The organism is Phycicoccus sp. Soil802 (assembly GCF_001429605.1).
GTDB lineage: Bacteria > Actinomycetota > Actinomycetes > Actinomycetales > Dermatophilaceae > Pedococcus.
Window position 1 is genome coordinate 117,341 of the sequence record NZ_LMSS01000008.1, and the last position, 25,101, is coordinate 142,441.

Genomic DNA, 25,101 nt, shown 5'->3' on the forward strand with positions numbered 1-25,101 from the left:
GGAGAGCGCATGGAACCGCACCGCCCCGATCTCGGTCGGCAGCACCCGTTGGAGCAGGCGCTCTACGAGGTCAAGAAGACCATCGTCGGTCAGGACCTCCTGCTCGAGCGGATGCTCGTGGCGCTGCTCGCGCGCGGCCACCTACTCGTCGAGGGCGTCCCCGGTCTGGCCAAGACGATGGCGATCAAGACCCTGGCGCAGGCGGTCGGCGGCGAGTTCCAGCGGATCCAGTTCACCCCCGACCTGGTGCCCGCCGACGTCATCGGCACCCGGATCTACAACCAGAAGGACGGCGAGTTCCAGGTCTCCCTCGGGCCGGTCTTCGCCAACCTGGTGCTGGCCGACGAGATCAACCGCGCGCCCGCCAAGGTCCAGAGCGCGCTGCTGGAGGTGATGCAGGAGCGCCAGGTCACGATCGGTCGCGAGACCTTCAAGGCCCCCGACCCGTTCCTCGTGATGGCGACCCAGAACCCGATCGAGTCGGAGGGCACCTACGCGCTCCCCGAGGCGCAGGTCGACCGCTTCATGCTCAAGACTCTCATCGGATACCCCACTCCCTCAGAGGAGTTCGTCGTCGTCGAGCGGATGACGACGAACTACGAGGTGGCCCACCGGGTGCTCGAGCCGGGGCAGCTGGTCGAGTTCCAGAAGGAGGCCGACGCCGTCTACGTCGACCCAGCCGTGATCGAGTATGCCGTGCGGCTGGTGGGCGCGACCCGCTCGCCCGGGTCGGTCGGCCTGCCCGACCTCGCCCGCTACCTGTCGTTCGGCGCGAGCCCGCGCGCATCGATCAACCTGGTCCTCGCCGGCAAGGCCCTGTCGTTCCTGCGCGGGCGCGACTTCGCCCGTCCGCAGGACGTCCGCGACCTCGCCCGCGACGTCATGCGCCACCGCCTCGTGCTGTCCTACGAGGCCCTCGCCGAGGGCATCGGCCCGGACGACCTGCTCACCCCGATCCTCGACGCGGTGACCATGCCGGACGTGCCGCTGCGCGACCGCCGACAGCCCCAGACCACCGAGACCTCGTGGACGACCGGACAGCGCTGAGCACCGGACCACCCGGGTCCGGTCCGTGGACGCCACTGACCGCCGAGAGCCTGCTCCGGCGGTTGGAGTGGCGCGTCGTGCGCCGGCTCGACGGCCGGTTGCAGGGCGACTACCGGACGCTCTTCCGCGGGACCGGGATCGATTTCACCGACCTGCGCGAGTACGAGCCGGGCGACGACCTGCGGCACATCGACTGGAACGTCACGGCTCGCATGGACACCCCCTACGTCCGTGAGTACGTGGAGGACCGCGAGGTCACCGCCTGGCTGCTGCTCGACCGGTCGGCCTCGATGGGTTTCGGACCCGTCGACCGCCAGAAGTCGTTGGTACTGGCCGAGATCGCGACGACGATCGCCCACATCTTGACCAGGGGCGGCAACCACGTCGGCGCGGCGATGTTCGACGGCGACATCTCAACCATCCCGCCCGGGCAGGGCCGCAAGCAGGTGCTGCGGATCAGCCGGGCGCTGCTGCGCCCGCCAACCCCCAGCCCGGCCAAGGACACGACCGACCTGTCGCGGCTGCTGCGGGCAGCACTCGGCCTGGCCCGCCGCCGCTCGCTCCTGGTGATCGTCTCCGACTTCATCACCCAGCCGGGGTGGGAGCAGCCCCTGTCGCTGCTGACCCGGCGGCACGACGTCGTCGCCATCCAGGTGGTCGACCCCCGTGAGTCCGAGCTTCCGGCAGTCGGCATGGTCTACGTCGAGGATGCCGAGACCGGTGAGCAGATCTTCGTCGACACCAACGACCCGGTCTTCAGGGAGCGGCTGGCGGCAGCGTCGCAGCAGCGCCAGGAGGAGCTCGTCGCCGCCGCCCGGAGGGCCGGCACCGACATCCATCCCGTCGCGACCGATGACGACCTCGTGCGAGCCCTGGTCCGCATCTCTGAGCTGCGGCGACGGAGGCGGCGATGACCTTCACGTGGCCGCTCATGCTGCTCGCCCTCCTCGCCGTGCCGGTCCTGGTCGTCGCCTACCGGGCCCAGCTGCGCAAGCGCGAGCTCGGGCGGGCCCGGCTGGCTGCCGAGGGACTCGTCGCCGCCTCGGCTGCGCGCCCGGACCGGTGGCGGCACGTCGCGCCGCTGCTGCTGCTAGCCGCCCTCACGCTCCTGCTCGTCTCGCTGGCCCGACCTGCGGCCACGGTGGCCGAGCCCCGGCGGGAGGGCACCGTCATCCTGGCCTTCGACGTGTCGACGAGCATGGCCGCCAAGGACCTCTCCCCCACCCGGCTCGACGCCGCCAAGGCAGCTGCCCGCGCCTTCGTCGCGAAGCAGCCCTCGACGATCCGGCTGGGGGTCGTGGCGTTCGGCGACTCGGCGGTCATCTCGCAGCAGCCGACCAACAACCGCGCCGAGGTGCTGGCCGCCATCGAGCGGCTCACCCCCCAGGGCGGCACGGCGCTCGGGCGCGGGATCGTGTCGTCGATCAGTGCCATCGCCGGCAAGCCGATCAGCGTCGACGAGACCGGGGAGGACGGCAGCGCAGGGGGCGAGGACCTCGGCTACTACGGGTCCGCGGCGGTGGTGCTCCTGTCGGACGGCGAGAACACGACCGACCCGGACCCGCTGGTCCTCGCTCAGCTGGCTTCCACTGCTGGCGTGCGGATCTACCCGATCGGGCTGGGCAGCCCCCAGGGCACGGTCCTCGAGGTCGACGGCTTCCAGGTCGCGACCCGTCTCGACGAGGCCACCCTCAAGCAGATCGCCGAGACCACGGACGGCGCCTACTACGCCGCGAGCGACACGGCCGCCCTCAGCAAGGTCTACACCGACATCGACCTGACCTGGACCGCCCGCACGGAGGAGCGCGAGATCACGTCGTGGTTCGCCGCCGCCGCGGCGCTGCTGCTCCTGCTGGGCGCCGGGGTCTCGGTGGTCCGGTCGGGACGGGTGGTGTAGCCGTGTCCTTCGCCCTCCCCTACGCCCTGCTGGGCCTGCTGGCCATCCCGGTGCTCGTCGCGGCATACCTCTGGCAGCTGCGGCGCCGCCGCCGCAACGCCGTGCGCTTCTCCAACGTGGCCCTGATCCGCGCGGTCATCCCCCGCCAGCGGATGTGGCGACGCCACGTGCCACTGGTCCTGGTGCTCGGCAGCCTGGCCCTGCTGGGACTGGCCGCTGGGCGACCGCAGGTGCGCGCCGAGGTGCCGATCTCGAGCTCGGCCGTGATCCTCGCCGTGGACGTCTCGGGGTCGATGTGCGCCACCGACGTCGACCCGAACCGACTCGCGGCTGCCCAGGAGGCGGTCCGGCAGTTCATCGACAAGCAGGACGACCGCACCCGGATCGGCCTCGTGGTCTTCTCGGGTTTCGCGCAGGTCGCCGTGGCACCGACGACGAACAAGGACGACCTGCTGAAGGCGGTGGACGGGCTGACCACGGGGCGGGGGACCACGATCGGCGCGGCGATCCTCAAGTCGATCGACGCCATCTCCGAGATCAACCCCTCGGTCGCCCCGGCCGACACCGGGGACGGCACCGGCGAGGGCCCTGACTCGCAGTCGCCCACCCCGGGCACGCCGACGCCGGCGCCCGAGAAGGCCAAGACGGTGCCCGAGATCGTCGTGCTCCTCACCGACGGCGCCAACACCCGTGGCGTGACCCCGGAGGAGGCGGCGGTCCAGGCCGCGGCCCGCGGGGTGCGGGTCTTCCCGATCGGCTTCGGCACGACCGAGCCGACCCAGATGGTCTGCACCAGCGACCAGCTCGGGGGTGGGCTCTTCGACGGCCCGCCCGGCGGCTTCGGTGGCGGGCTCGGGCCCGGCGGCCGCAACTTCCTGGTCGTCGACGAGGCGGCCCTGCAGACGGTGGCCCGGACCACCGGCGGCGAGTACTTCAAGGCCAGCGACGCCGACCAGCTCCAGGGAGTGCTCAGCGACCTGCCCAAGCACGTCGACCTGCAGGAGCGCGACGTCGAGATCAGCGTGGGCTTCGCCGGAGTGGCGGCGCTGATGCTGCTGCTCGGCCTCTGGCTCGCGGGGCGCTGGTCCGCGCACCCCCAGTGACCGGCCGCTCACCCGGTCGGCTGACGGCTTTCCGTGGACGACGTCAGGTTCTCACCGACGGCGCTGGCACCGGCCGCACCAGAACAGGTTCCGTCCGCCGACGATGCGGGTGCGGATCCGCGAGCCGCAGACCAGGCACGGCTCACCCTGCCGCTTGTAGACGTAGGAGCTGCGCTCCGTGAGGCGGTCCACCTGGCCGACCGCCATGCGCTCCCTGACCTCCTCGACCTGCTCCTCGACGGTGACGATCTTCCCGGTCGCCACTCCGAGGGGGAGCAGGTCGACGAGGTCGAGCCAGATGGCGTCCCAGGTCGAGCGCCGGATCTCCCGCCCCGGACGGAACGGGTCGACGCGCTTTTCGGAAGAGCACCTCGCTGCGGTAGACGTTGCCGACCCCCGCGAGCACCGCCTGGTCCATGAGCAGCTCGGCGATCGTCTTGCTGCTGCGCGAGATCCGGCGCCAGGCCAGGTCCGGATCCGGTTCCGGCCGTAGGGGATCCGGCCCGAGGCGTGACGTCACCGCCTCCACCTGTTCGGGCGTGATGACCGCGCACAGGTTGGGACCCCGCAGGTCGGCGACGTGGTCCTCGGTGGCCAGCCGCAACCGCACCTGGCCCACGACCGGTGCCTCACCGGCATACCGGTGGTGGTCGACGGTGAACGTGCCGATGAGGCCGAGGTGCACGTGCAGCCACGCGTCGCCCTCGAACTCGACGAAGAGGTGCTTGCCCCACGAGGTCGCGTGCAGGAAGGTGCGCTCCGAGATCAGCGCCGCCCCGGCGGCGAAGCGGCCCTGGGGGCTCGTCGCCGTGGGCTGCGTGCCACGGTATGCCGCGTCGAGGTCACGGGCGAGCGCGAACAGGGTGTGGCCTTCGGGCATGAAGCCATCATCACGGATCGAGGACGCTGCCTACACTGCACCCCATGGCGGCCACCGAGACCCGACTCCTGCTGCTCGGCACCGTCATGCTGTTCGAGCCGGTCAACGGCTACCAGCTGCGTCGGGAGCTGCTTTCCTGGCAGGTCGAGGACTGGGCCCACGTCAACCCGGGCTCCATCTACTCCGGCCTGGCCACCCTGGCGAAGCAGGGGAACCTCGACCGGCACGACCTGGTCGACGGCAGCCGCGAGGTGGCGGTCTACACGAGCACCCCGCTCGGCCGGCGCGAGTTCGAGAAGCTCTGGCGCGAGGCGGTGGAGAGGCCCGACCTGTTGTCGCCGCTCCCCTTCCACACCGGCATGGCACTGATGCCGCTGATGAGCCGGACGGCCGTCCGTGAGGCCCTGCAGACCCGGCTCGCGAACCTCGACGCCACGACGCGCGACCAGCTGGCGCACGAGGTCCCGGCCGGCGCGGTGCCGCCGCACGTGCTCGCCCTGGCCGACCTCTGGATGGGCATGGGGCAGACCGAGCGTGAGTGGCTGGTCACCCTGGTCGCCCGGGTGGATCGTGGCGACTTCGGTCTGCGCGGCGAGCCGGCCGACTGGCAGGCGCCGGCCGACGACCCCGGCTGGCAGATGGCCACCGACCGCCAGCGCTACGTGGAGCTCATCGCCCGCCAGCGATGAGCGGTCGCCGATGAGTTCTTGTCGGTCCGCCGGTCTACCTTGACAGCCATCCGTGGGGGCGGCTTGACGTCTCCGTGTTCAATGTTGAACACTGGCCCTATTCAAGTTTGAATACCAACAGGAGCGAGCGATGATCCACGCACGAGGTCTGGTGCAGACCTTCCAGACGCGCGAGGGCAGGAAGAAGGGCGAGGTGCGCGCCGTCGACGGCGTCGACCTCGACGTGGCGGAGGGTGAGGTCGTCGGGTTCCTCGGGCCGAACGGCGCGGGCAAGACGACGACGCTGCGCATGCTGACCACCCTGCTGCGGCCCACCGCGGGGACGGCCACCGTGGCCGGCTTCGACGTCGTCAAGGAGTCGGAGCAGGTCCGCCGGTCGATCGGTTACGTCTCCCAGAGCGGTGCCACGGGGCAGTTCGCCCGCGCCGGCGACGAGGTCGTCGACCACGGGATGCTCTACGGCATGTCTGCCGCCGACGCCCGGCGTCGCGGCCAGGAGCTGTTCGGCCAGCTCGACCTCGAGGGGCTGTGGGGGCGCCAGCCCAAGACCATGTCGGGTGGCCAGCGCCGCCGCCTCGACATCGTGATGGGGCTGATCCACGAGCCGACTCTGGTCTTCCTGGACGAGCCGACGACGGGGCTCGACCCGCAGGCCCGGGCCAACCTGTGGACCCACATCGCCGACCTGCGCAAGCGGCGCGGGGCGACGGTGTTCCTCACCACCCACTACCTCGACGAGGCCGACGCCCTGAGCGACCGGATCATCATCATCGACCACGGCAAGATCATTGCGGCCGACACGAGCGACAACCTCAAGGCGCAGGTGTCCGGTGACCTCGTCGACCTCGAGGTCGCCGACCCCGACCTCGTCGCCGAGGCGGCCAAGCGGCTCGACTCGATCGCCGAGACCGACAGCGACGGCCGGGACGCCGTGGAGATCGACGGCAACCACGTCCGTGCCCGGGTGCAGCGCGCCGGCAAGGCGGTGCCCGGGCTCTTGGCCGACCTCCGCGCTGCCGACATCGACCTCGAGTCGATCGAGGTCCTGCGGCCCACCCTCGACGACGTCTTCCTCACCCTCACCGGCCGCTCGCTGCGCGACGCGGAGTCGTCTGCCCCGGCCGACCCGACCTCGAAGGAGAAGTGACGTGCAGTTCCTGCGTGAGTCCTTCATCGTCTTCCGCCGCCAGCTGCGGATGAACCTGCGCAACCCCGCCTGGGTGCTGATCGGCCTGATGCAGCCGATCCTCTACCTGTTCCTCTTCGGCCCCCTGCTCAAGCCGATGGCCGAGCAGCTCGGCGTCCAGAACACCTGGACCTTCTTCGTCCCCGGCATGCTCGTCCAGCTCGGCATGTTCGGCGCGTTCTTCGCCGGGTTCGGGCTGATCTCCGAGTGGCGGGACGGCGTCATCGAGGCCGAGCGGGTGACACCGGCCAGCCGCACCGCCCTGCTCATGGGGCGCCTGTGGCGCGACCTGCTGCAGCTGCTCGTCCAGGCCCTCGTGCTGGTCGGCCTCGGCTACTGGGTCGGGATGGACGCCCCCCTGGGTGGGGTCGTCCTCGGGGTGCTGCTCACCCTCCTCGTCGGTGGGGCCTGCGCCGCGGCGTCCAACGCCCTGGCCCTCACCACCAAGAGCGAGGACGTCATGGCCCCGGTCATCAACGTCGTGATGATGCCGGTGCTGTTGCTGTCGGGCATCCTCCTGCCGATGACCATCGGCCCCGACTGGCTCCAGCGAACCAGCGACTTCATGCCGTTCCGCTGGATCACAGACGGGGTCCGCGGGTCGTTCCTCGGCGACTTCGGCGCCAACGGCGTGATGTGGGGCAGCGTCTGGGCCGTCGTGCTGTTCGCCATCGCGCTCTGGTGGGGCACCGCGACGTTCCGCAAGGAGAACGCCTAGCTCTCGGGGCCGCGCCTGCCGGCCTGGTCAGCTGGCCTTCTTGGCCGCCTTCTTGGCAGCAGTCTTGGCCGTGGTCTTGGCCGTGGTCTTCTTGGCCGCCGTCTTCTTCGCGGCCGGTTTGGAGTCCGACGTCGACTCGCCTCGTGATGCCTTGGCCTTGTCGACGGACTTCTTGAGGGCCGCGAGCAGGTCGACGACCTCGCCCGACTCATCCTTGGACTCGGGCGTGAACTGGACCTCGCCGCCCTCGACCTTGGCCTTGACGAGCGACTGCAGCGCGGCGGCGTAGTCGTCCTCGTAGTCGTCGGGCTGGTAGTCACCGGCAAGCTGCTCGATGAGCAGGTCGGCCATCGCGAGCTCCTGCTTGGTCGCCTTGGCGTCGTCGTCGAGCGTCGCGAAGTCGGGCTTGCGGATCTCGTCGGGCCACAACATCGTCTGCATGAGGATGACCCCCTCGTGGACCCGCAGGACGGCCATCGTCATGCGGGTGCGGATCGAGACCGTCACCACGGCGACGCGGTTCTCCTTCTCGAGCGCGTCGCGCAGCAGGATGTAGGGCTTGGTCGAGGCCTTGTCGGGTTCGAGGTAGTAGGACTTGTCGTAGAACATCGGGTCGATCTGCTCGGCCGGGACGAACTTCTCGACCGAGATCTCCTTGCTGCTGCTGGCCGGCAGGTCCTTGAAGTCCTCGTCGGTGAGCACGACCATCTCGCCGTCCTCGGTCTCGTAGCCCTTGGCGATGTCGTCGTAGGACACGATCTCGCCGTCGATGCTGCAGATCCGCTGGTACTTGATGCGGCCGCCGTCCTCGCGGTGCACCTGCCGGAACTGCACGTCGTGGTTCTCGGTGGCGGAGTAGAGGCGGATCGGCACGTTGACCAGGCCGAAGGACACCGCACCCTTCCAGATCGCTCGCATGTTGGTCGTCCTCTCCATCGGCCTGCCCGCGGACAGGCCCCCGTCCCTGACGAGACACCTCGGGCCTCGCACGTGGGAACCAGCCTATGCGTCAGGATGGCCCCATGCGCCCCATGCTGGCCAGTCCCACCACCGTCATCCCCGACGGTGACGAATGGCTGCACGAGGTCAAGTGGGACGGCATGCGCGTGCTTGCCGACGTCCACGACGGGGTGCTGACGCTGACCTCTCGGATCGGCAACGACGTGACGGTGAGCTTCCCCGAGCTGTTGCCACTGGCCGAGACCTACGACGACATGCTCCTCGACGGCGAGGTGGTCGCCCTCGACGGCGGCCGACCCTCGTTCGGGGCGCTCGCCGACCGGATGCACGTGCGCGACCGGCGCAAGGCCGAGCGGCTGTCGGCGGTGCGACCCGTGACCCTGATGGTCTTCGACCTGTTGCGGCTCTATGGCTCCGACCTCACCGCCCAGCCACTGTCGGCGCGGCGCGAGCTGCTCGAACGGCTCGACCTCTCCGGCCGGCACTGGCAGGTGCCGCCGGTCTACGAGGACGGCCGGGAGCTGTTCGCCGCCACCCTCGAGCAGGGGCTGGAGGGGGTGGTGAGCAAGCGCCGGTCTGCGCCGTACCTGCCGGGGCGTCGCTCGTCCGACTGGCTCAAGTCGCCGCACCGCACGGCGATCTCCGCGGTGGTGGGCGGCTGGCGGGCCGAGAAGACCAACGACTCCGGTCGACTCGGCGCGGTCTTGCTGGGCGTGCCCGACGGCGCTGGCGGGTGGCGGTTCGCCGGGCGGATGGGCAGCGGGATCGCCGGACGCGCGGCGGTCCAGCTCGCCGAGGCACTCGCTCCGCACACCAGGACCGACTCACCCTTCAGCGACGAGGTGCCGCGACTCGACAGCGTCGGCGCGACCTGGGTCGACCCGGTCGTGGTGGTCGAGGCGCGCGCCCTGGAGGTGACGCGCGACGGGAGGCTGCGCCAGCCGGCATACCTCGGCATGCGCACCGACCTGACGCCCGACGACCTCCAGGAGGTGGACGGTGCCTGAGCGCTACGTCCCGCAGGCGACGCGCGTCGAGGTCGCGGGTCGCACGCTCAAGCTGACCAGCCTCGACAAGCTCCTGTTCCCGTCGACCGAGACCACCAAGGGCGAGGTGCTCAACTACTACGCGCAGGTCGCCGACGTGCTGCTCCCCCACCTCGCCGACCGGGCGCTGACCCGGGTGCGCTGGCCGCACGGCACCGGCGACCAGAGCTTCTTCGAGAAGAACCTGCCGTCGGGTGCTCCCTCGTGGCTCCCCCGCGTGAAGATCGACGACGTGACCTACCCGATGGTGGCGGACCTGGCCCACCTGACCTACCTGGTCAACCTCAACTCCATCGAGCTGCACATCCCGCAGTGGCGGGTGCTCGACGGCGAGCGACAGCACCCCGACCGGCTCGTCATCGACCTCGACCCGGGCTCGCCGGCGGGGCTGCAGGAGTGCGCCCGGGTAGCCCTCATGGTGCGCGACCGACTCGGCGCGCTCGGTCTCGATCTCTACCCGGTCACCAGTGGCAGCAAGGGAATGCAGCTCTACGCTGGACTCCCCGGCGACCTGACCTCCGACCAGACCCGTGACCTGGCGCAGCAGCTCGCGCAGGAGCTCACCAAGAAGCACCCCGACCTCATCGTCTGGAAGATGACCAAGTCGCTGCGTCCCGGGAAGATCTTCCTCGACTGGAGCCAGAACGTCGCCGCCAAGACGACCGTGTGCCCCTACTCCATGCGCGGCAAGGAGACCCCGACCGTGGCCGCCCCCCGATCGTGGGACGAGGTCGAGGCCGGCGCCGCAGGGAAGAAGTTCGAGCAGCTGATGTTCGACGAGGTGCTCGACCGGCTCGAGTCCGACGGCGACCTGCTCGCCGACCTGCTGGTCTAGCCGACCACCCGCGGGCAGCCGGAGCACTCGTGCACGCCGGGCAGCACGTAGATGAAGCAGCACGACCCGCGCGCTGGCGGGCGCTGCCCGCTGGCGCGGGCGAGGGTCATCGCCCACACGTCGTCGACCATCGCCCGTCGGCTGTGCTTACCGAGCTTCACCGTCGAGCGGTAGCCGAGCGCGAGCTCGACCGCGTCGGACCGGTATGCCGCCTGAGCGGCTTCCAGCCGGTCGGCCAGGGGCATCGTGGTGGCGACCGCCCGCCCACGCTCGTACTGGGCTGCGACGGGGTAGAGCTGGCTCGGCTGCAGCTCGAAGCTCAGCCCCGCGGCGAAGGGGTGCACCACCACGGAGTCGTGCCTGGCTGCGTGCACGCCGGTTTCGGCCGCGGCCTCGAGGGTCCACTGCAGCACGAAGGCGGAGGGCATCGACTCGGGCACGACGGCGGCATACTGACGAGCGGTCGAGATGCTCAGGCGTTCCCGCCATTCGTGCAGGGGGTCGATTCCCGAACGCTGCTTTTCGACAATGTCGCGCCAGCTCCAGGAAAGGGGCTGCGAACCCTCCGGAACGTGGCTGACCTGCAGGTCAGTGCGCCTTGTCGTAGGCGGCCTGGACCTCGGCGGAAATGCGCCCTCGGTCGCTCACCTGGTGGCCGTTGGAGCGGGCCCACTCACGGACGTCCGCGAGGTCGCGCTTTCCGGTACCACGGCTGGCGGCAGCCGGGCGACCAGCAGGACGACGGCCGGCGGCGCGACGGGCGTGACCAACGTACTGCGCCAGCGAATCACGCAGCGCGGCGGCGTTCTTCGCGTTGAGGTCGATCTCGTAGGAGACACCGTCGAGGGCGAAGGTGACGGTCTCGTCGGCCTCGGAGCCGTCGAGGTCGTCCTCGAGCACGATGTTGACACGCTGGGCCATCGGAATCCTTTCCGCAGTTATGAGGACGAGCCAAAACTATCGGCTCGCACAGAAAAGGGGAAATGAATGCCGAAAGCTATTTGTCGGCGCCCTTTGAATTCTCCGAAACAGGAGGGGTTTCCGGGTGGGCAGCGTCCCATTGCGAATGCGCAAGGCGTTCCTTGCGGTCGCCCTCGATCATGTTCTTGATGACGAGCCAGAAGAGGAAGCCGACGCCGGCCGACGGGATCAGCGCGGCGATGTAGGGCCAGACGCCACTCATCGGGACACCTCGGGCTTCAGGTGGGGGAACAGGATGGTCTCGCGGATGCTCGCGTCGGTGAACAGCATGACGAGCCGGTCGACCCCGAACCCGAGGCCACCCATCGGCGGTGCGCCGTACTCCAGGGCCCGCAGGAAGTCCTCGTCGAGCTGCATCGCCTCGGGGTCACCGCCCGCGGCCCTGACCGACTGCGCGGTCAGCACCTCGCGCTGGACGACCGGGTCGACGAGCTCGGAGAACCCCGTGCCGCGCTCCACGCCGGCGATGATCAGGTCCCAGGCCTCGATCAGCCCGGGCTCGCTGCGGTGCGGGCGGGCCAGGGGCTGGGCGATGGCCGGGTAGTCGCAGAGGAAGGTCGGCTGGAGCAGGCCCGGCTCGACGAGCTCGCCGAGCAGCTCGAGGAACACCTTGTCCTTGTCCCACGCGGGGTCGATCGCGACGTCGTGCTTCGCGGCATACCCGCGCAGGGTCTCCACGTCGGTGTCGATGGTGACGACCTCACCGACTGCGTCGGACACACCCTGGTAGACCGGCAGCCAGCGCCACTCACCGTCGAGGTCGACGGTGCCCGCCGCCGTCTCGACCTGGCGGGAGCCGAGCGCGTCGGCGACCCCGAGGAAGACGTCACGCATGAGGGTCGCGATCGTCGTCTGGTCGCCGTAGGCCTGGTAGGCCTCGAGCATCGTGAACTCGGGGCTGTGCGTCGCGTCGACACCCTCGTTGCGGAAGATGCGGCCCATCTCGTAGACCCGGTCGACGCCGCCGACGACGGCCTTCTTCAGGTTGAGCTCCAACGCGATCCGCAGGGTCATCTCCTGGTCGAACGCGTTCATGTGGGTGCGGAACGGCCGGGCCGCCGCACCTCCGTGCACGAGCTGGATGATCGGCGTCTCGACCTCGAGGTAGCCCTGCGCCTCCAGCACCCCGCGGATCGCCGAGAGCGCAGTGGCCTTGGTGCGCACCATGTCGCGCGCCTCCTGGCGCACGATGAGGTCGGCGTAGCGCTGCCGCACGCGCGACTCCTCGGACAGGTCCTTGTGCAGCACCGGCAGAGGGCGGAGCGCCTTCGACGCCATCTCCCACCGCGTCGCCATCACCGACAGCTCGCCGCGACGCGACGAGATGACCCGCCCCTCGACGAAGACGTGGTCCCCGAGGTCGACGGTCGACTTCCACTCGGCGAGGGCGTCCTCGCCAACCTCCGCGAGGCTGAGCATCACCTGGAGCCGGGTGCCGATCCCCTCCTGGAGGGTGGCGAAGGCGAGCTTGCCGGTGTTGCGGATGAAGATCACCCGGCCGGCAACGCCGACGACGTCCTGGGTCTCCTCGCCGGTCTCGAGGTGGCCCCACTGCTCGCGGACCGCAGCGAGGGTGTGGGTGCGGGGCACCGTCACCGGGAACGCCTGCTTCCCCTCCGCCAGCAACCGGTCACGCTTGTCACGACGCACCTGCATCTGCTCGGGCAGGTCGGTGTCCGACACGGCGGTGTCGATCGCGCCGGTGTCGGGCTGGGCCACCTCGGCGGAGGTGGTGCTCTCGGGGGTCTGGCTCACCCGCAAAGGGTACCGACCGGCATACGGTGCCCCGCGCCCAGCCGGTTCGAGGTAAACGCGCCGACGACCACCGGCGCGTTTACATCGAACCGAGGGGGTCAGTCGACGAGGTCGAGGGCGAGGTCGAGGATCGGCGAGGAGTGCGTGAGCCCGCCGACGGACAGGTAGTCCACCCCGGTCTCTGCATAGGCGCGCGCGACGTCGAGGGTCAGCCCGCCCGTGGCCTCCAGCTCGACGTGCTCGCCGGTCGCCCGCACGGCCTGCACCGTCTCGCGCAGCAGGTTGACGGACATGTTGTCGCACAACAGGAACCGTGCCCCGACCTCGACCGACTCGAGCGCCTCCTGGGTCGTGGTGACCTCGACCTGCACGGGGACGTCGGGGAACTGCGCCCGCACCGCGGCATACGCCTTGCTCAGCGAGCCGGCGGCGAGCTTGTGGTTGTCCTTGATCATCGCCACGTCGTAGAGGCCCATCCGCTTGTTGGTGCCCCCACCCGCGCGGACCGCGTACTTCTCCAGAGCCCTGAGCCCCGGTGTCGTCTTGCGGGTGTCGAGCACGGTTGCGCCGGTGCCGTCCAGCCGCTCGGCCCATCGGTGGGTGTGCGTCGCGATGCCCGACAGCCGACAGACGAGGTTGAGCATGGTGCGCTCGCCGACGAGGGTGACCTGGGTCGAGCCCTCGAGGACCGCGACGACGTCGCCCTTCGCGACCACGTCGCCGTCCGACCGCGTGGTCGTGACCTGGAGCGGCTCTGCGCCGATCCGTCGCGCCACCTGGTCGAAGACCATCGCGACCAGTGGTATGCCGGCCAGCGCGCCGCCCTCGCGCGCGACCACGTGCGCGGTGCTCACCTGCTCGACCGGGATCGTCGCGGCGGTCGTGACATCCACCCCGTCAGGGCCGCCGAGGTCCTCGTCGAGGGCGGTGCGGATGACGGCGAGGGCGTCGGTCTCGGGGAAGGCCAGGTCGGTCACGTCAGGTCCTGTTCGGCGACGGGCTCGAAGGTCGTGGTGACGCGGGTGTCGGCCCCGCGGACGAGCAGGGTGTGCCCGCGCCACCGGGGGTCGACCTGCTCGGTGTGGTCGCTGCGGACGTGCCCACCCCGGGTCTCCTCGCGCAGGGAGGCGGCCAGGGTCAGGACCTGCCCGATGTGCAGGAGGTTGGTCGTCTCCCACGAGTCCGGGTCGGGTTCGGTCGAGGTCGCCGCGAGGGCGAGGTCGCGCAAGGCCTCCGCCGTGCTGGCGAGGGAGGCCGCCGAGCGCACGGCCCCGGCCCCGTCGGTCATGGCCGCCTGCACCTGCACGCGGGCGGAGCCGTCGAGCAGCGCGGCCGCGCCACTGGGCGCACCCGGGGTCGATTGGGGGAGCTCGCCCCGCGCCAGCCGTTCGCTGATGTCGTCGGCGATCCGGTGCGCGAAGACCAGCCCCTCGAGCAGGGAGTTGGAGGCGAGCCGGTTGGCCCCGTGCACCCCGGTGCAGGACACCTCGCCGCAGGCGTAGAGCCCGTCGAGGGAGGACCGACCCACGAGGTCGGTGCGCACCCCGCCGCTGGCGTAGTGCTGCGCCGGGGCGACGGGCAGCAGTTCGGTGGCCGTGTCGAAGCCGAGCTCGCGACAGCGCGCCACGATCGACGGGAACCGTGCCTCCAGGAACTCGCGGCCGAGGTGGCGCGCGTCGAGGAAGACATGCCGCTCGCCGGTCTCCTGCATCCGGTCGACGATGGCGCGCGAGACGACGTCCCGGGGCGCGAGGTCTGCCAACGGGTGCCGGCCCTGCATGAACCGCACCCCGTCGCGGTCGACGAGGAACGCCCCTTCTCCGCGAACCGCCTCGGAGATGAGCGGCTGCTGCCCGCTCGACCCCTCGCCGAGCCACAGCACGGTCGGGTGGAACTGCACGAACTCGACGTCGGCGAGGACCGCCCCGGCCCGCAAGGCGGCCGCCATGCCGTCACCCGTCGCGACCGACGGGTTGGTGGTCGCCGAGTAGACCTGGCCAAGGCCGCCGGTGGCCAGGACGACTGCGCGCGACGTGGCGGCTCCCACGCCGTCCATCTGACCTTCGCCGATGACGTGGAGCGTCACACCGCAGACGCGAGAGTCCTGGTCCTGCAACAGGTCCACCACGAGGGCGTGCTCGATGACCTCGATGCCGGGGTCGTCCTGCACCCGGTGCAGGGCCGCGATGAGCGCGCGCGAGATCTCCTTGCCAGTGGCATCGCCGCCGGCGTGGGCGATCCGGTCCTTGTGGTGCCCGCCCTCGCGGGTCAGCTTGATCTCACCCTCGGCATCGCGGTCGAACTCCGCACCCAGAGCCACCAGCTCGCGGACCCGGGCCGGGCCCTCGTGCACCAGCGCGGTCACCGCGGCGACGTCGCAGATGCCGCAGCCCGCGACCAAGGTGTCGTGCAGGTGCTCCTCGGGTGAGTCCCCCGGGTCGAGGGCCGCGGCGATGCCGCCCTGGGCCCACTGGGTGGAGCCCTCGTTGAGCACCGTCTTGGTCACCAGCAGCACGCGGTCGACCCGCTGGCGCAGCCGCAGCGCGGTCGTCAGCCCGGCGATGCCGGAGCCGACCACGACGACGTCGGCGGAGGTGGTCCACCCCGGCTCGCCCGCGACGAGACGGCGCGGGACCACCAGGTCAGTCATGGTGGCGGCGGGTGACCGCGGAGGTCTTGAGCCCGAACCCCTCGGGGACGTCGCCGCCGTCGTGGCCGACCTCGACGATCCGGTTGTGGTCGTCGACGAAGACGACCTGCGGCTCGAAGGTCCGCGCCTCGGTGTCGTCCATCGCGGCATACGCGATAATGATGACGGTGTCACCGGGCGAGATCAGCCGCGCGGCGGCGCCGTTGATGCACACGATCCCGCTGCCCCGCTCGCCCTCGATCGCGTAGGTCGTGAGCCGGTTGCCGTTGTCGACGTCGACGACGTCGACCTGTTCACCGGGCAGCAGCCCGGCCGCGTCCATGAGGTCGCGGTCGATCGTCAGCGAGCCGACGTAGTGCAGGTCGGCCTGGGTGACCGTCGCCCGGTGGATCTTGGCGTAGAGCATGAAGCGCTGCATGGTCACACCCCTGCGGAGTCGACATCGGTGAACACCTCGAGGGCTCCCCCGCCCGGACCGACCTTGATCGGCAGGTTGTCGATCAGCCGGGTGGTGCCGACCCGACCGGCGACGGCCAACAGCGCCTCACCGCGGTACCACTCGGGCACGTCCTCGAGGGTGTAGGGATGCACGAGGACGAGGTAGTCGATCAGGGCCAGCGGCTCGCGCACCAGGACCGTGCGCGCTGCGCGGCGGATCGCCGAGGGGCCTTCGGCTGCGGCCGCCGCACCCGCGCGCAGCGCCTGTGACAGGCAGAGCGCCGTCTCGCGGTCGGAGTCGGTGAGGTAGGTGTTGCGGCTGCTCATCGCCAGCCCGTCCGCCTCGCGCACCGTGGGCACCGACACCACCCGCACCGGGAAGTCGAGGTCACGGACCATCCGGCGGATCAGCAGGAGCTGCTGGGCGTCCTTCTGGCCGAAGTAGGCCGAGTCGGCGCGGGTGAGGTGGAACAGCTTCGCGACCACGGTCAGCATGCCGTCGAAGTGGCCGGGTCGGGCCTGGCCTTCGAGCACGTTGCCGAGCGGGCCGGCCGAGATGCGCACCCCGGGGTCGCCGTCGCGGTAGATCACGTCGGGGGTCGGCGCGAAGACGAGGTCCACGCCGGCCCGACGGCAGATCTCCATGTCCGAGTCGAACGTGCGTGGGTACCGCGACAGGTCCTCCCGCGGCCCGAACTGCAGGGGGTTCAGGAAGATCGTGACGACCACGTGGGCGGCGCGCTGCCGGGCGGTCTCGATGAGGGTCGCGTGACCTTCGTGGAGGGCACCCATCGTCATCACGACCGCGACGTCGCCGTCGGTCAGCGCCCGCCGGGCGACGTGCAGCTCCTCGCGGGTCCTGGCCACCACCGGCTCCACTCGCCCGGGCTGGGGCAGGTCGGTGACGGCCGCGCCCGCCGGGGTGGACGGCATACCGGGCTGTTCGCTCACTTATCGCTCCTGGTCGGTGGCGAGGATGTCCAACAGGGGTTCGGCCACGTGCGGCTTGAGCCGGCCGCTGGCCAGCGCCCGCTCGGCAGTCGCCCGCGCCAGCGCCACGTAGGTCGGACGGATGTCGGGGGTGAGGCTCTCGAGCTGTCGCAGGTGCTCGGCAACGGTACCGGCATCGCCGCGCGCGACCGGTCCGGTGAGGGCAGCGTCACCCGCCCGCAGCGCGTTGTCGAGCGCGGCGGACACCAACGGTCCCAGCACCCGGGACGGCGACTCCACGCCGGCCGCACGCAGCGCCTGCAGCGACTGGGCGATCAGGGTGACGAGGTGGTTCGCACCGTGCGCCAGCGCCGCGTGGTAGAGCCCGCGGGCCGACTCCTCGATCCAGACCGGCTCGGCGCCGATCTCGAGGACCAGCGCCTCGGCCACCGGGCGCAGCGGCTCGGGCGCGGTCACCCCGAAGCAGCACTCGACGAGCCGGTCGAGGTCGAGGCCCGTGCCGGTGAAGGTCATCGCGGGGTGCAGGGCGAGCCCGAGGACGTGCTGGTCGAGCGCGGGCGCGTAGACCTCGAGCCCGTGCCGCCCGGACGTGTGCGCCACGAGCTGGCCGGCCTGCCAGGTCCGCGTCGCAGAGAGCCCCGCGACGAGGTCGGCGAGCGCGTCGTCGGGCACGGCCAGGACCACCAGCTCGGCCTGCCGCACGACGTCCTCCGGCGCGAGCACCGGTGTGCCGGGCAGCAGCCGGGCGGCGCGGTCGCGCGACTCCTCGCTGACTCCCGAGACGGCCACGACCCGGTGCCCGACGCGCTGCAGGGCCGCGCCGAGGACGGCACCGACCCGACCGGCACCGACCACACCGACGTCGAGGCGGGCGGGACGCTCGTCGGCCGAAGTCACCGGCCCAACCTATCTCTCGCTGGATGTCGGGTCGGCCGTAGGTTGGGCGGGTGACCCCGGTGGCGTGGCAGGTGGCGTGGCAGGAGGCCCTCTACGGCCCCGGCGGCTTCTACCGTTCGGGCTCGGGTCCGGCCGGCCACTTCAGCACCGCGACCCACGGTGGGCCGGGTGAGGTCCTCGGCGCCGCCCTCGCCCGACTGGCCCGCGAGAACGGCCTCACCCACGTGGTCGACGTCGGCGCCGGCCGCGGTGAGCTGCTCGGCCACCTGTATGCCGCGGAGCCGGCTCTGCGGCTCACCGGCGTCGACGTCGTGGCCAGGCCGGCGTCGCTCGCTGCCTCCGTGGGGTGGCTGGTCGCCCCCGGTGGGCCTGACCTCCCGGACGAGCTCAACCACCTCGACGGCGCACTCGTGGTCGCGCACGAGTGGCTCGACGTCGTCCCGTGCCCCGTCGCCGAGGTCGACGACCGGGGCGTGCTGCGCCACCTGCTGGTCGACCCGGTGACAGGTGCGGAGTCCCGTGGCGACGCGGTCGGGGGTGACGACCTCGACTGGGCGACCGCACACTGGCCGACCGACACACCCGGCGAACGCGTGGAGATCGGCCTCCCCCGCGACCGGGCCTGGGCCGACCTGGTGAGCCGGGTGGTCCGTGGGGTGGTGGTCGCCGTGGACTACGGCCACCGCGGCGGCGACCGGCCCACGGCAGGCACCCTCACGGCATACCGGCGCGGGCAGCAGGTCGTCCCCCTGCCGGACGGCACCTGCGACCTCACCGCGCACGTCGCGATGGACTCCCTCGACCACGACGAGCTGGTCGACCAGCGGACCGCGCTGCGCGGCCTCGGCGTCGACGGGCGCACCCCGCCCATCGAGCTGGCGGGCAGCGACCCGCGCGCCTACCTGAAGGCCCTCGCCTCCGGGTCCGCAGCGGCCGCCCTCGTCGCGCCGGGCGGGTTCGGCGACTTCCTGTGGGCCGTCAAGCGCGTGGGCTGACCACCAGCTGCTCGAAGCCCCGCAGCACGAAGGTCGGCCTGCGCCGCGCCTCGACGACCTGCAGGTCCGGGAACCGGCTGAGCATCGTGCGCACCGAGATCTCGAGCTCCAGCCGGGCCAGCGGCGCACCGATGCAGAAGTGGATGCCGGCACCGAACGCAAGGTGGGGGTTGGGGTCCCGCGAGGCGTCGAACCGGTCGGGGTCTGCGAAGACCGACGGGTCGCGGTTGGCCGCGCCGAGCAAAGCCGCGACCTTGTCGCCGGGCTGCAACGCGATGCCGACCACCTCGGCGGGTTCCTTCGCCGTGCGCTCGAACAGGTGCAGCGGCGAGTCGTGCCGCAGGAACTCCTCGACCATCCGCGCGACCGCCGCGTCGTCGGCGACGTCGAGCGCCTGTCGGTCGGGGGCCGTCAGCCAGGAGTGCAGCCCGTTGCCGAACCCGTTGACGCTCGCCTCGTGCCCGGCGTTGAGCAGGAGCACCGCGGTAGCCACGAGCTCGTGAGCCGACAGCCGGTCCGACCCGTCACGCGCGGTGACGAGGTCGGTCAGCAGGTCGTCACCCGGCGCCTTCGCGCGGTCCGCAGCGAGCGCCTCGACGTATGCCGCGAAGGCACCGGCCGCCTCGCGCGCCGCCGCTTCGTCGGCCTGGGTCCGGCCCACCTCGTACATCCGCACGATCGCCTGCGACCACGGGCGCAGGTGGTGCCGGTCGGCCTCGGGGACCCCGAGCAGCTCGGCGATCACCAGCACCGGCAACGGCTCGGCGTAGTGCTCGATGACGTCGAACTCGCCGTCCGGCAGGTCGGCCAGGAGGCCGGCGGCCAGCTCCTCGATCCGGGGCGCGAGCCGCTGCACGTGGCCGCGACCGAACGCGCCGGCCACCAGCCTGCGGAGCCGGGTGTGCTTGGGCGGCTCGCTGTCGAGGATCGAGTCGGCGTGCAGCCAGTTGAAGGTGTCCCAGTCGGCCTCGGGTGTGCGGGGTCCGAAGACCCGGCCGAGACGTCGGTCGCGCAGCACGGCACCCGCTTCGGCGTGGCCGGTGGCCAGCCACACGCCCATGCCGCTGTGCCACGCGACCGGTGCAGCTGATCGCAGCGTGGCCAGGTGGGGGTAGGGGTCGGCGACCGTCTCGGGGTCGGTCAGGTCGAGGAAGTCGGCAGCATCGACGGGGGGCTGTGTGGGCACCTTCGCAGCCTGCCGCAGATGATCGAGTTTTGTCAGGCGCTCCGTGGAGGGCAGACTTGAGTGTTGCTGCCCCTCGAAAGGACCCCCGTCCCCATGAAGCTCCAGCACCGCCTGCGCGCGACCACCGCTGCAGGATCCCTTGCGGCTCTCGCCGTCGTCGCCCTCCTGTCGGGCTGCGGATCCGACACCCCCGGCTCCGGCGGGAACGTCACCGTGACCGTCACCCCGACCGTCACCGCAAAGGTGCCCAGCGCGAGCAAGACCTCATCAACTCCCAAGACCCCCACCTCCGACGTCAAGGGCCGCAACTACGACTTCGGCGTCGTCACCAAGACCGGTGAGGTGGGCGGCGTCTCCTACATCGAGCTCGACCGCTGGACCTGGAAGAAGCTCGACGACGGCAAGCTCGCCAAGGACGGTGTCCCCACCGGCCCGTTCAAGGGCAAGGTCCCCTACGAGAACCAGAACGCCAAGCTCACCTACACGATCCCCCTCGCCGACGGCGCCCGGATCCTCTACCACCACTGCATCGCGGCAGACCAGCCACTGCAGACCAAGTCGGTGGACGCCGGCGACCTCAAGGGCCTCGCCGACCGCGAGAACACCGTGCTGGTCCAGATCGACGACAAGGGTGCCGCGACCACGATCCAGAACATCCCCGGCTGCCCCGGCTGATCACCTGAGCGATGGCTCTCGGCGCACCGAGGGCTTGGGGCCGACTGAGGGCTTGTGGCTGACCGGGGTGTGCGGCTGACCGGGGTGTGCGGCTGACCGGGGCAGCGGTTCTCCTAGTCGGCCGCTCGGGTCACGTGCGGGGTGCAGGCAAAGCCGTCTCCCTTGCGTGTGGCCACCGTCGGGACGGTGAAGCTGACCGTCTTCCCGGAGTCGACCGTGAGCGTCTTGGTGGCGCTTCCCACCACGGTGGATGTCTTGACCGAAGCGACGGCCACGTCAACGGTGTACTTGGCAGACTTCTTCGTGGAGTTGACCACCTTGCCGCTGGCCGACCAGACCCCAGTGCTCGCTGCGTCGCACGTGAACCCCTGGAGGTCCGACCGAGCCCCCACGGCCTCAGCGCTCGCCGAGTTCTTGCCCGAGTCCTTGCCCGAGTCCTTGGCCGAGTCCTTGGCCGAACCGGTCGCGGAGGACGAGGGCTTGGGCTGATCGTCCTGGGTGGTGGCCTTGCCGCTGTTCCCGCCCGAGCAGGCTCCGACCAAGCCTGAGGCGATGAGAGCCAGCGCCGCCGTGCCTCGCACGAGTCTGCGGTGCGTGCCCTGATGCTGGCCGGGTGTTACTGGATGCTGCATGGTGGTGCTCCATTCGAGATTGCTTGCTGTGGCTGGTTCGATCTGTCTCATCGCGTTGCCGGACTCCTGTCAGCGCGTGTGTTGACTGCCGTCATCGCGTCTCCTGGCTCCTACGCCGGCGGCCAACGAAGGTCAGCCCGAGACCCAGTCCGAGGGCGAGCAGGCCAAGGCCCGCAAGGGTGATCGCGTTGGATCCCGTGAAGGCCAGGACCCCACGTGCGACGCCGCCGAAGGCCAGTCGATCGCCGATCGTCGGCGTCCGGACACCCGACTGATTGGACGGAACGTCCTCGCCAGCCGGCGTGCGCCCGTGTGCGGTCGCCATGTTCGCCACCGAACCGGCGTCCACGTCGGCCTGGGTGATGGTGTACGGACTGGACGCACAGGTCATGGAGGTCCCTGGCGCCAGGGTCGACGTCGGGCAGGTGACAGCCACGGCCGGGCCCGCCGGGGCGACGAGCTGGTCGTCGACCTTCACATGGTGGAGCGTGACTGACCCCGTGTTGGTCACGGCGAAGCGGTAGGTGACCTCGTCGCCGAGCTCGGCCGCACCGTCATGGTTCGCGTCCAAGGTCAGATGGGCGGACTTGACGAGCTTCATCCCCAACGTCGACGCGGTAGGCGTCTCCGTGTCGGACGGTTTCGAGGGCACGTGGCCGCCGCCAGGGGTCAGCCCGTGAGCGGTAGCCGTGTTCGCCACCGATCCGGCGTCCACATCGGCCTGCGTCACCGCGTACGGCGAGCTGGTACAGGTCACCGACGCACCCGGTGCCAGGTCACCGGCCGGGCAGGTCACCGTCACCGCAGGACCGGCCGGGGCGACCAGCTGGTCCGCCACCGTCACGTCGTGCAGGGTGACGGTGCCGGTGTTCTTCACCACGAAGTTGTTCGCATCCGTGGTCAGGGCCGCGGACTTCACCAGCGACAAGCCGGTCGACGTCGGGGTCGGCGTCGTCGTGCCGGACGGGTTGGACGGCACGTCAGTGCCACCCGGGGTCAGCCCATGAGCGGTAGCCGTGTTCGCCACCGATCCGGCGTCCACATCGGCCTGCGTCACCGCGTACGGCAAGCTGGTGCACGTGACCGAGGCGCCCGGGGCGAGGTCACCGGTGGGGCAGGTCACCGTCACCGCAGGACCGGCCGGGGCGACCAGCTGGTCCGCCACCGTCACGTCGTGCAGGGTGACGGTGCCGGTGTTCTTCACCACGAACCACGCCGGCCTTGCCGTCACCATTGGTGTCGGTGCTGATCGAGGCCGACTTCACCAAGGACAGGCCCGTGCCGGTCGGGGTGGGGGTCGTGGTTTGCGACTGGTTCGACGGCACGTCCGTCCCACCCGGCGTGAGGCCGTGCGCGATCGCGATGTTGGCCACCGACCCGGCATCCACATCGGCCTGCGTCACCGCGTACGGCGAGCTGGTGCAGGTGACCGAGGCGCCCGGGGCCAGGTTCCCCGACGGACACGTCACCGTGACCGCGGGACCGGCCGGGGCGACCAGCTGGTCCGCCACCGTCACGTCGTGCAACGTCACCGTGCCGGTGTTCTTCACCAGGAAGCTGAAGGTGATCTCGTCAGCCACACCGGCCTTGCCGTCACCATTGCTGTCGGTGCTGATCGAGGCTGACTTGACCAGGGACAGGCCGGTGTTGGTCGGGGTCGGGGTGGTGGTGCCCGAGGGGTTGGACGGCACGTCCGTCCCGCCCGGGGTCAGGCCGTGCGCGGTCGCCGTGTTCGCGACCGAACCGGCATCCACATCCGCTTGGGTCACGACGTACGCACTGGAGGTGCACGTCACCGAGGCACTCGGCGCCACGTCACCAGCCGGGCAGGTCACCGTCACCGCAGGACCGGCCGGGGCGCCCAGCTGGTCCGCCACCGAGATGTTGTGCAGCGTGATCGTGCCGGTGTTCTTCACCACGAAGCTGAACGTGATCTCGTCACCCACGCCGGCCTTGCCATCCCCGTTCGTGTCGGTCGTGAGCGCAGCGGACTTCACCAACGTTAGGCCGGTGCTGCTCGGGGTCGGGGTAGTCGTCTGTGACGGGTTCGACGGCACGTCGGTGCCACCCGGCGTCAGCCCATGCGCCGTCGCGGTGTTGGCGACCGACCCGGCGTCCACATCGGCCTGCGTCACCGTGTAGGCGCTGGAGGTGCAGGTCAGGCTCGCACCCGGCGCGAGGTCACCGGTCGGGCAGGTCACCGTCACTGCGGGACCGGCCGGGGCGACCAGCTGGTCCGCCACCGTCACGTTGTGCAGGGTCACGGTGCCGGTGTTCTTCACCAGGAAGCTGAACGTGATCTCGTCAGCCACGCCGGCCTTGCCGTCACCGTTCGTGTCGGTCGTGAGCGCAGCGGACTTCACCAGGCTCAGCCCGGTCGTCGTGGGCGTCGGCGTCGTCGTGCCGGACGGGTTGGACGGCACATCGGTGCCACCCGGGGTCAGGCCGTGCGCGGTCGCGGTGTTGGCCACCGACCCGGCGTCGACGTCGGCCTGCGTCACCGTGTAGGCGCTGGAGGTGCAGGTCAGGCTCGCACCCGGCGCGAGGTCACCGGTGGGGCAGGTCACCGTGACGGCCGGACCGGCCGGGGCGACGAGCTGGTCCGCCAACGTGATGTTGTGCAGGGTCACGGTGCCGGTGTTCTTCACCAGGAAGCTGAACGTGATCTCGTCAGCCACGCCGGCCTTGCCATCGTTGTTCGCGTCGGTGGTCAGGGCTGCGGACTTCACCAACGTCAGGCCGGTGCTGCTCGGGGTCGGCGTCGTGGTGCCGGACGGGTTGGACGGCACGTCGGAGCCACCCGGGGTCAGGCCATGGGCGGTCGCGGTGTTGGCCACCGAACCGGCGTCGACGTCGGCCTGGGTCACCGCGTACGGCGAGCTGGTGCACGTGACCGAGGCGCCCGGGGCCAGGTTCCCCGACGGGCAGGTCACCGTCACCGCGGGACCGGCCGGGGCGACNGCCACCCGGGGTCAGGCCATGGGCGGTCGCGGTGTTGGCCACCGAACCGGCGTCGACGTCGGCCTGGGTCACCGCGTACGGCGAGCTGGTGCACGTGACCGAGGCGCCCGGGGTCAGGTTCCCCGACGGGCAGGTCACCGTGACGGCCGGGCCGGCGGGGGCGACGAGCTGGTCCGCGACGGTGATGTTGTGCAGCGTGGTGCTGCCGTTGTTGGTCACGACGAAGGAGAAGGTGATCTGGTCAGCCACGCCGGCCTTGCCGTCACCGTTCGTGTCGGTCGTGAGCGCAGCGGACTTCACCAGGCTCAGCCCGGTCGACGTGGGCGTCGGCGTCGTCGTGCCGGACGGGTTGGACGGCACGTCGGAGCCACCCGGGGTCAGGCCGTGCGCGATCGCGGTGTTGGCCACCGAACCGGCGTNCCGTTCGTGTCGGTCGTGAGCGCAGCGGACTTCACCAGGCTCAGCCCGGTCGACGTGGGCGTCGGCGTCGTCGTGCCGGACGGGTTGGACGGCACGTCAGTGCCACCCGGGGTCAGGCCATGGGCGGTCGCGGTGTTGGCCACCGAACCGGCGTCGACGTCGGCCTGGGTCACCGCGTACGGCGAGCTGGTGCACGTGA

The 25,101-nt window shown here is 70.9% G+C and carries 26 protein-coding genes and 1 pseudogene; 11 read left to right on the forward strand and 16 right to left on the reverse strand.

Annotation, left to right across the window (positions count from 1 at the left end):
* Positions 1-9: 9 nt before the first annotated feature.
* The 4 genes from ASG91_RS19840 to ASG91_RS19855 are packed head-to-tail and all read left to right on the forward strand — an operon-like array spanning position 10 to position 4,047.
* Positions 10-1,047, forward strand: coding sequence for a MoxR family ATPase (locus ASG91_RS19840; RefSeq protein ID WP_056924377.1), 1,038 nt, complete (start codon positions 10-12; stop codon positions 1,045-1,047).
* A complete protein-coding gene (locus ASG91_RS19845; protein ID WP_235545808.1) occupies positions 1,026-1,961 on the forward strand; it encodes a DUF58 domain-containing protein in 936 nt (311 codons plus the stop codon). The genes ASG91_RS19840 and ASG91_RS19845 overlap by 22 nt, the downstream gene beginning before the upstream one ends.
* Positions 1,958-2,944 carry a VWA domain-containing protein gene (locus ASG91_RS19850; RefSeq protein WP_056924378.1) on the forward strand — a complete coding sequence of 329 codons (987 nt, stop codon included), beginning with the start codon at positions 1,958-1,960 and terminating at the stop codon, positions 2,942-2,944. Before ASG91_RS19845 ends, ASG91_RS19850 begins: the two co-directional genes overlap by 4 nt.
* A gap of 2 nt (positions 2,945-2,946) precedes the next feature.
* A complete protein-coding gene (locus tag ASG91_RS19855; protein WP_056924379.1) occupies positions 2,947-4,047 on the forward strand; it encodes a VWA domain-containing protein in 1,101 nt (366 codons plus the stop codon).
* 51 nt (positions 4,048-4,098) lie between these two features.
* On the opposite strand, the gene ASG91_RS21500 is transcribed toward ASG91_RS19855, so the two are convergent.
* Together ASG91_RS21500 and ASG91_RS19860 are read right to left on the reverse strand one after the other, a co-directional pair.
* Complete coding sequence (locus ASG91_RS21500; RefSeq protein WP_371262073.1) at positions 4,099-4,254, reverse strand: zinc finger domain-containing protein; 156 nt, start codon at positions 4,252-4,254, stop codon at positions 4,099-4,101.
* Positions 4,190-4,927, reverse strand: a complete 738-nt coding sequence (locus ASG91_RS19860) for a DNA-formamidopyrimidine glycosylase family protein (protein WP_371262074.1) — start codon at positions 4,925-4,927, stop codon at positions 4,190-4,192. Before ASG91_RS19860 ends, ASG91_RS21500 begins: the two co-directional genes overlap by 65 nt.
* A 44-nt stretch (positions 4,928-4,971) precedes the next feature.
* On the opposite strand from ASG91_RS19860, the gene ASG91_RS19865 reads away from it, so the two are divergent.
* The 3 genes from ASG91_RS19865 (at position 4,972) to ASG91_RS19875 (ending at position 7,520) form a co-directional block, all read left to right on the forward strand.
* Positions 4,972-5,616, forward strand: coding sequence for a PadR family transcriptional regulator (locus ASG91_RS19865; protein ID WP_056924380.1), 645 nt, complete (start codon positions 4,972-4,974; stop codon positions 5,614-5,616).
* A 130-nt stretch (positions 5,617-5,746) separates the two neighbouring features.
* Entirely contained in the window at positions 5,747-6,763 is a 1,017-nt protein-coding gene (locus tag ASG91_RS19870) for an ATP-binding cassette domain-containing protein (protein ID WP_056924381.1), read from the forward strand.
* A 1-nt stretch (position 6,764) separates the two neighbouring features.
* Positions 6,765-7,520 carry an ABC transporter permease gene (locus ASG91_RS19875; RefSeq protein WP_056924382.1) on the forward strand — a complete coding sequence of 252 codons (756 nt, stop codon included), beginning with the start codon at positions 6,765-6,767 and terminating at the stop codon, positions 7,518-7,520.
* Positions 7,521-7,547: 27 nt separating this feature from the next.
* Here ASG91_RS19875 and ASG91_RS19880 read toward each other — a convergent pair whose 3' ends face one another.
* A complete protein-coding gene (locus tag ASG91_RS19880; protein WP_056924417.1) occupies positions 7,548-8,438 on the reverse strand; it encodes a Ku protein in 891 nt (296 codons plus the stop codon).
* 104 nt (positions 8,439-8,542) lie between these two features.
* Between ASG91_RS19880 and ligD (ASG91_RS19885) the strand changes: the two genes are divergently transcribed.
* Both ligD (ASG91_RS19885) and ligD (ASG91_RS19890) read left to right on the forward strand, forming a co-directional pair.
* Entirely contained in the window at positions 8,543-9,487 is a 945-nt protein-coding gene (gene ligD / locus ASG91_RS19885) for a non-homologous end-joining DNA ligase (RefSeq protein ID WP_056924383.1), read from the forward strand.
* Positions 9,480-10,361 (forward strand): non-homologous end-joining DNA ligase, encoded by an 882-nt coding sequence (gene ligD, locus ASG91_RS19890; protein WP_056924384.1) that lies wholly within the window; start codon positions 9,480-9,482, stop codon positions 10,359-10,361. The genes ligD (ASG91_RS19885) and ligD (ASG91_RS19890) overlap by 8 nt, the downstream gene beginning before the upstream one ends.
* On the opposite strand, the gene ASG91_RS19895 is transcribed toward ligD (ASG91_RS19890), so the two are convergent.
* The 9 genes from ASG91_RS19895 to ASG91_RS19935 form a co-directional block, all read right to left on the reverse strand.
* Complete coding sequence (locus ASG91_RS19895) at positions 10,358-10,801, reverse strand: (2Fe-2S)-binding protein (protein ID WP_056924385.1); 444 nt, start codon at positions 10,799-10,801, stop codon at positions 10,358-10,360. The two genes, ligD (ASG91_RS19890) and ASG91_RS19895, sit on opposite strands and share 4 nt — an antisense overlap.
* 148 nt (positions 10,802-10,949) lie before the next feature.
* A complete protein-coding gene (locus ASG91_RS19900) occupies positions 10,950-11,282 on the reverse strand; it encodes an Lsr2 family protein (RefSeq protein WP_056924386.1) in 333 nt (110 codons plus the stop codon).
* 76 nt (positions 11,283-11,358) lie between these two features.
* Entirely contained in the window at positions 11,359-11,544 is a 186-nt protein-coding gene (locus ASG91_RS19905) for a hypothetical protein (protein ID WP_056924387.1), read from the reverse strand.
* Entirely contained in the window at positions 11,541-12,998 is a 1,458-nt protein-coding gene (gene lysS / locus ASG91_RS19910) for a lysine--tRNA ligase (protein WP_200961382.1), read from the reverse strand. Before lysS ends, ASG91_RS19905 begins: the two co-directional genes overlap by 4 nt.
* A 197-nt stretch (positions 12,999-13,195) precedes the next feature.
* Complete coding sequence (gene nadC / locus ASG91_RS19915) at positions 13,196-14,074, reverse strand: carboxylating nicotinate-nucleotide diphosphorylase (protein WP_056924388.1); 879 nt, start codon at positions 14,072-14,074, stop codon at positions 13,196-13,198.
* Complete coding sequence (locus tag ASG91_RS19920; protein WP_056924389.1) at positions 14,071-15,747, reverse strand: L-aspartate oxidase; 1,677 nt, start codon at positions 15,745-15,747, stop codon at positions 14,071-14,073. The genes nadC and ASG91_RS19920 overlap by 4 nt, the downstream gene beginning before the upstream one ends.
* Complete coding sequence (gene panD, locus ASG91_RS19925) at positions 15,740-16,165, reverse strand: aspartate 1-decarboxylase (protein ID WP_056924390.1); 426 nt, start codon at positions 16,163-16,165, stop codon at positions 15,740-15,742. The genes ASG91_RS19920 and panD overlap by 8 nt, the downstream gene beginning before the upstream one ends.
* Before the next feature lie 2 nt (positions 16,166-16,167).
* Positions 16,168-17,118: a pantoate--beta-alanine ligase gene (gene panC, locus ASG91_RS19930; protein ID WP_056924391.1), complete on the reverse strand. Its 951-nt coding sequence runs from the start codon at positions 17,116-17,118 to the stop codon at positions 16,168-16,170.
* An 18-nt stretch (positions 17,119-17,136) separates the two neighbouring features.
* Positions 17,137-18,033, reverse strand: a complete 897-nt coding sequence (locus ASG91_RS19935; RefSeq protein ID WP_056924392.1) for a Rossmann-like and DUF2520 domain-containing protein — start codon at positions 18,031-18,033, stop codon at positions 17,137-17,139.
* A gap of 50 nt (positions 18,034-18,083) precedes the next feature.
* Between ASG91_RS19935 and ASG91_RS19940 the strand changes: the two genes are divergently transcribed.
* Positions 18,084-19,028: an SAM-dependent methyltransferase gene (locus ASG91_RS19940; RefSeq protein WP_056924393.1), complete on the forward strand. Its 945-nt coding sequence runs from the start codon at positions 18,084-18,086 to the stop codon at positions 19,026-19,028.
* On the opposite strand, the gene ASG91_RS19945 is transcribed toward ASG91_RS19940, so the two are convergent.
* Positions 19,012-20,214, reverse strand: coding sequence for a cytochrome P450 (locus ASG91_RS19945; protein ID WP_056924394.1), 1,203 nt, complete (start codon positions 20,212-20,214; stop codon positions 19,012-19,014). The genes ASG91_RS19940 and ASG91_RS19945 overlap by 17 nt on opposite strands.
* 93 nt (positions 20,215-20,307) lie before the next feature.
* On the opposite strand from ASG91_RS19945, the gene ASG91_RS19950 reads away from it, so the two are divergent.
* Positions 20,308-20,889, forward strand: a complete 582-nt coding sequence (locus tag ASG91_RS19950) for a hypothetical protein (protein ID WP_056924395.1) — start codon at positions 20,308-20,310, stop codon at positions 20,887-20,889.
* 113 nt (positions 20,890-21,002) lie between these two features.
* Here the strand turns inward: ASG91_RS19950 and ASG91_RS19955 are convergent, their stop codons facing one another.
* The 3 genes and pseudogenes from ASG91_RS19955 to ASG91_RS19965 form a co-directional block, all read right to left on the reverse strand.
* Complete coding sequence (locus tag ASG91_RS19955; protein ID WP_056924396.1) at positions 21,003-21,470, reverse strand: hypothetical protein; 468 nt, start codon at positions 21,468-21,470, stop codon at positions 21,003-21,005.
* A 142-nt stretch (positions 21,471-21,612) separates the two neighbouring features.
* On the reverse strand, positions 21,613-22,692 hold the full coding sequence (locus ASG91_RS19960; RefSeq protein ID WP_162257560.1) for a DUF11 domain-containing protein: 1,080 nt from the start codon (positions 22,690-22,692) through the stop codon (positions 21,613-21,615).
* A pseudogene (locus tag ASG91_RS19965) lies at positions 22,625-24,481 on the reverse strand (hypothetical protein); the annotation flags it as partial. The gene ASG91_RS19960 and the pseudogene ASG91_RS19965, both read right to left, overlap by 68 nt.
* Positions 24,482-25,101: the final 620 nt, after the last annotated feature.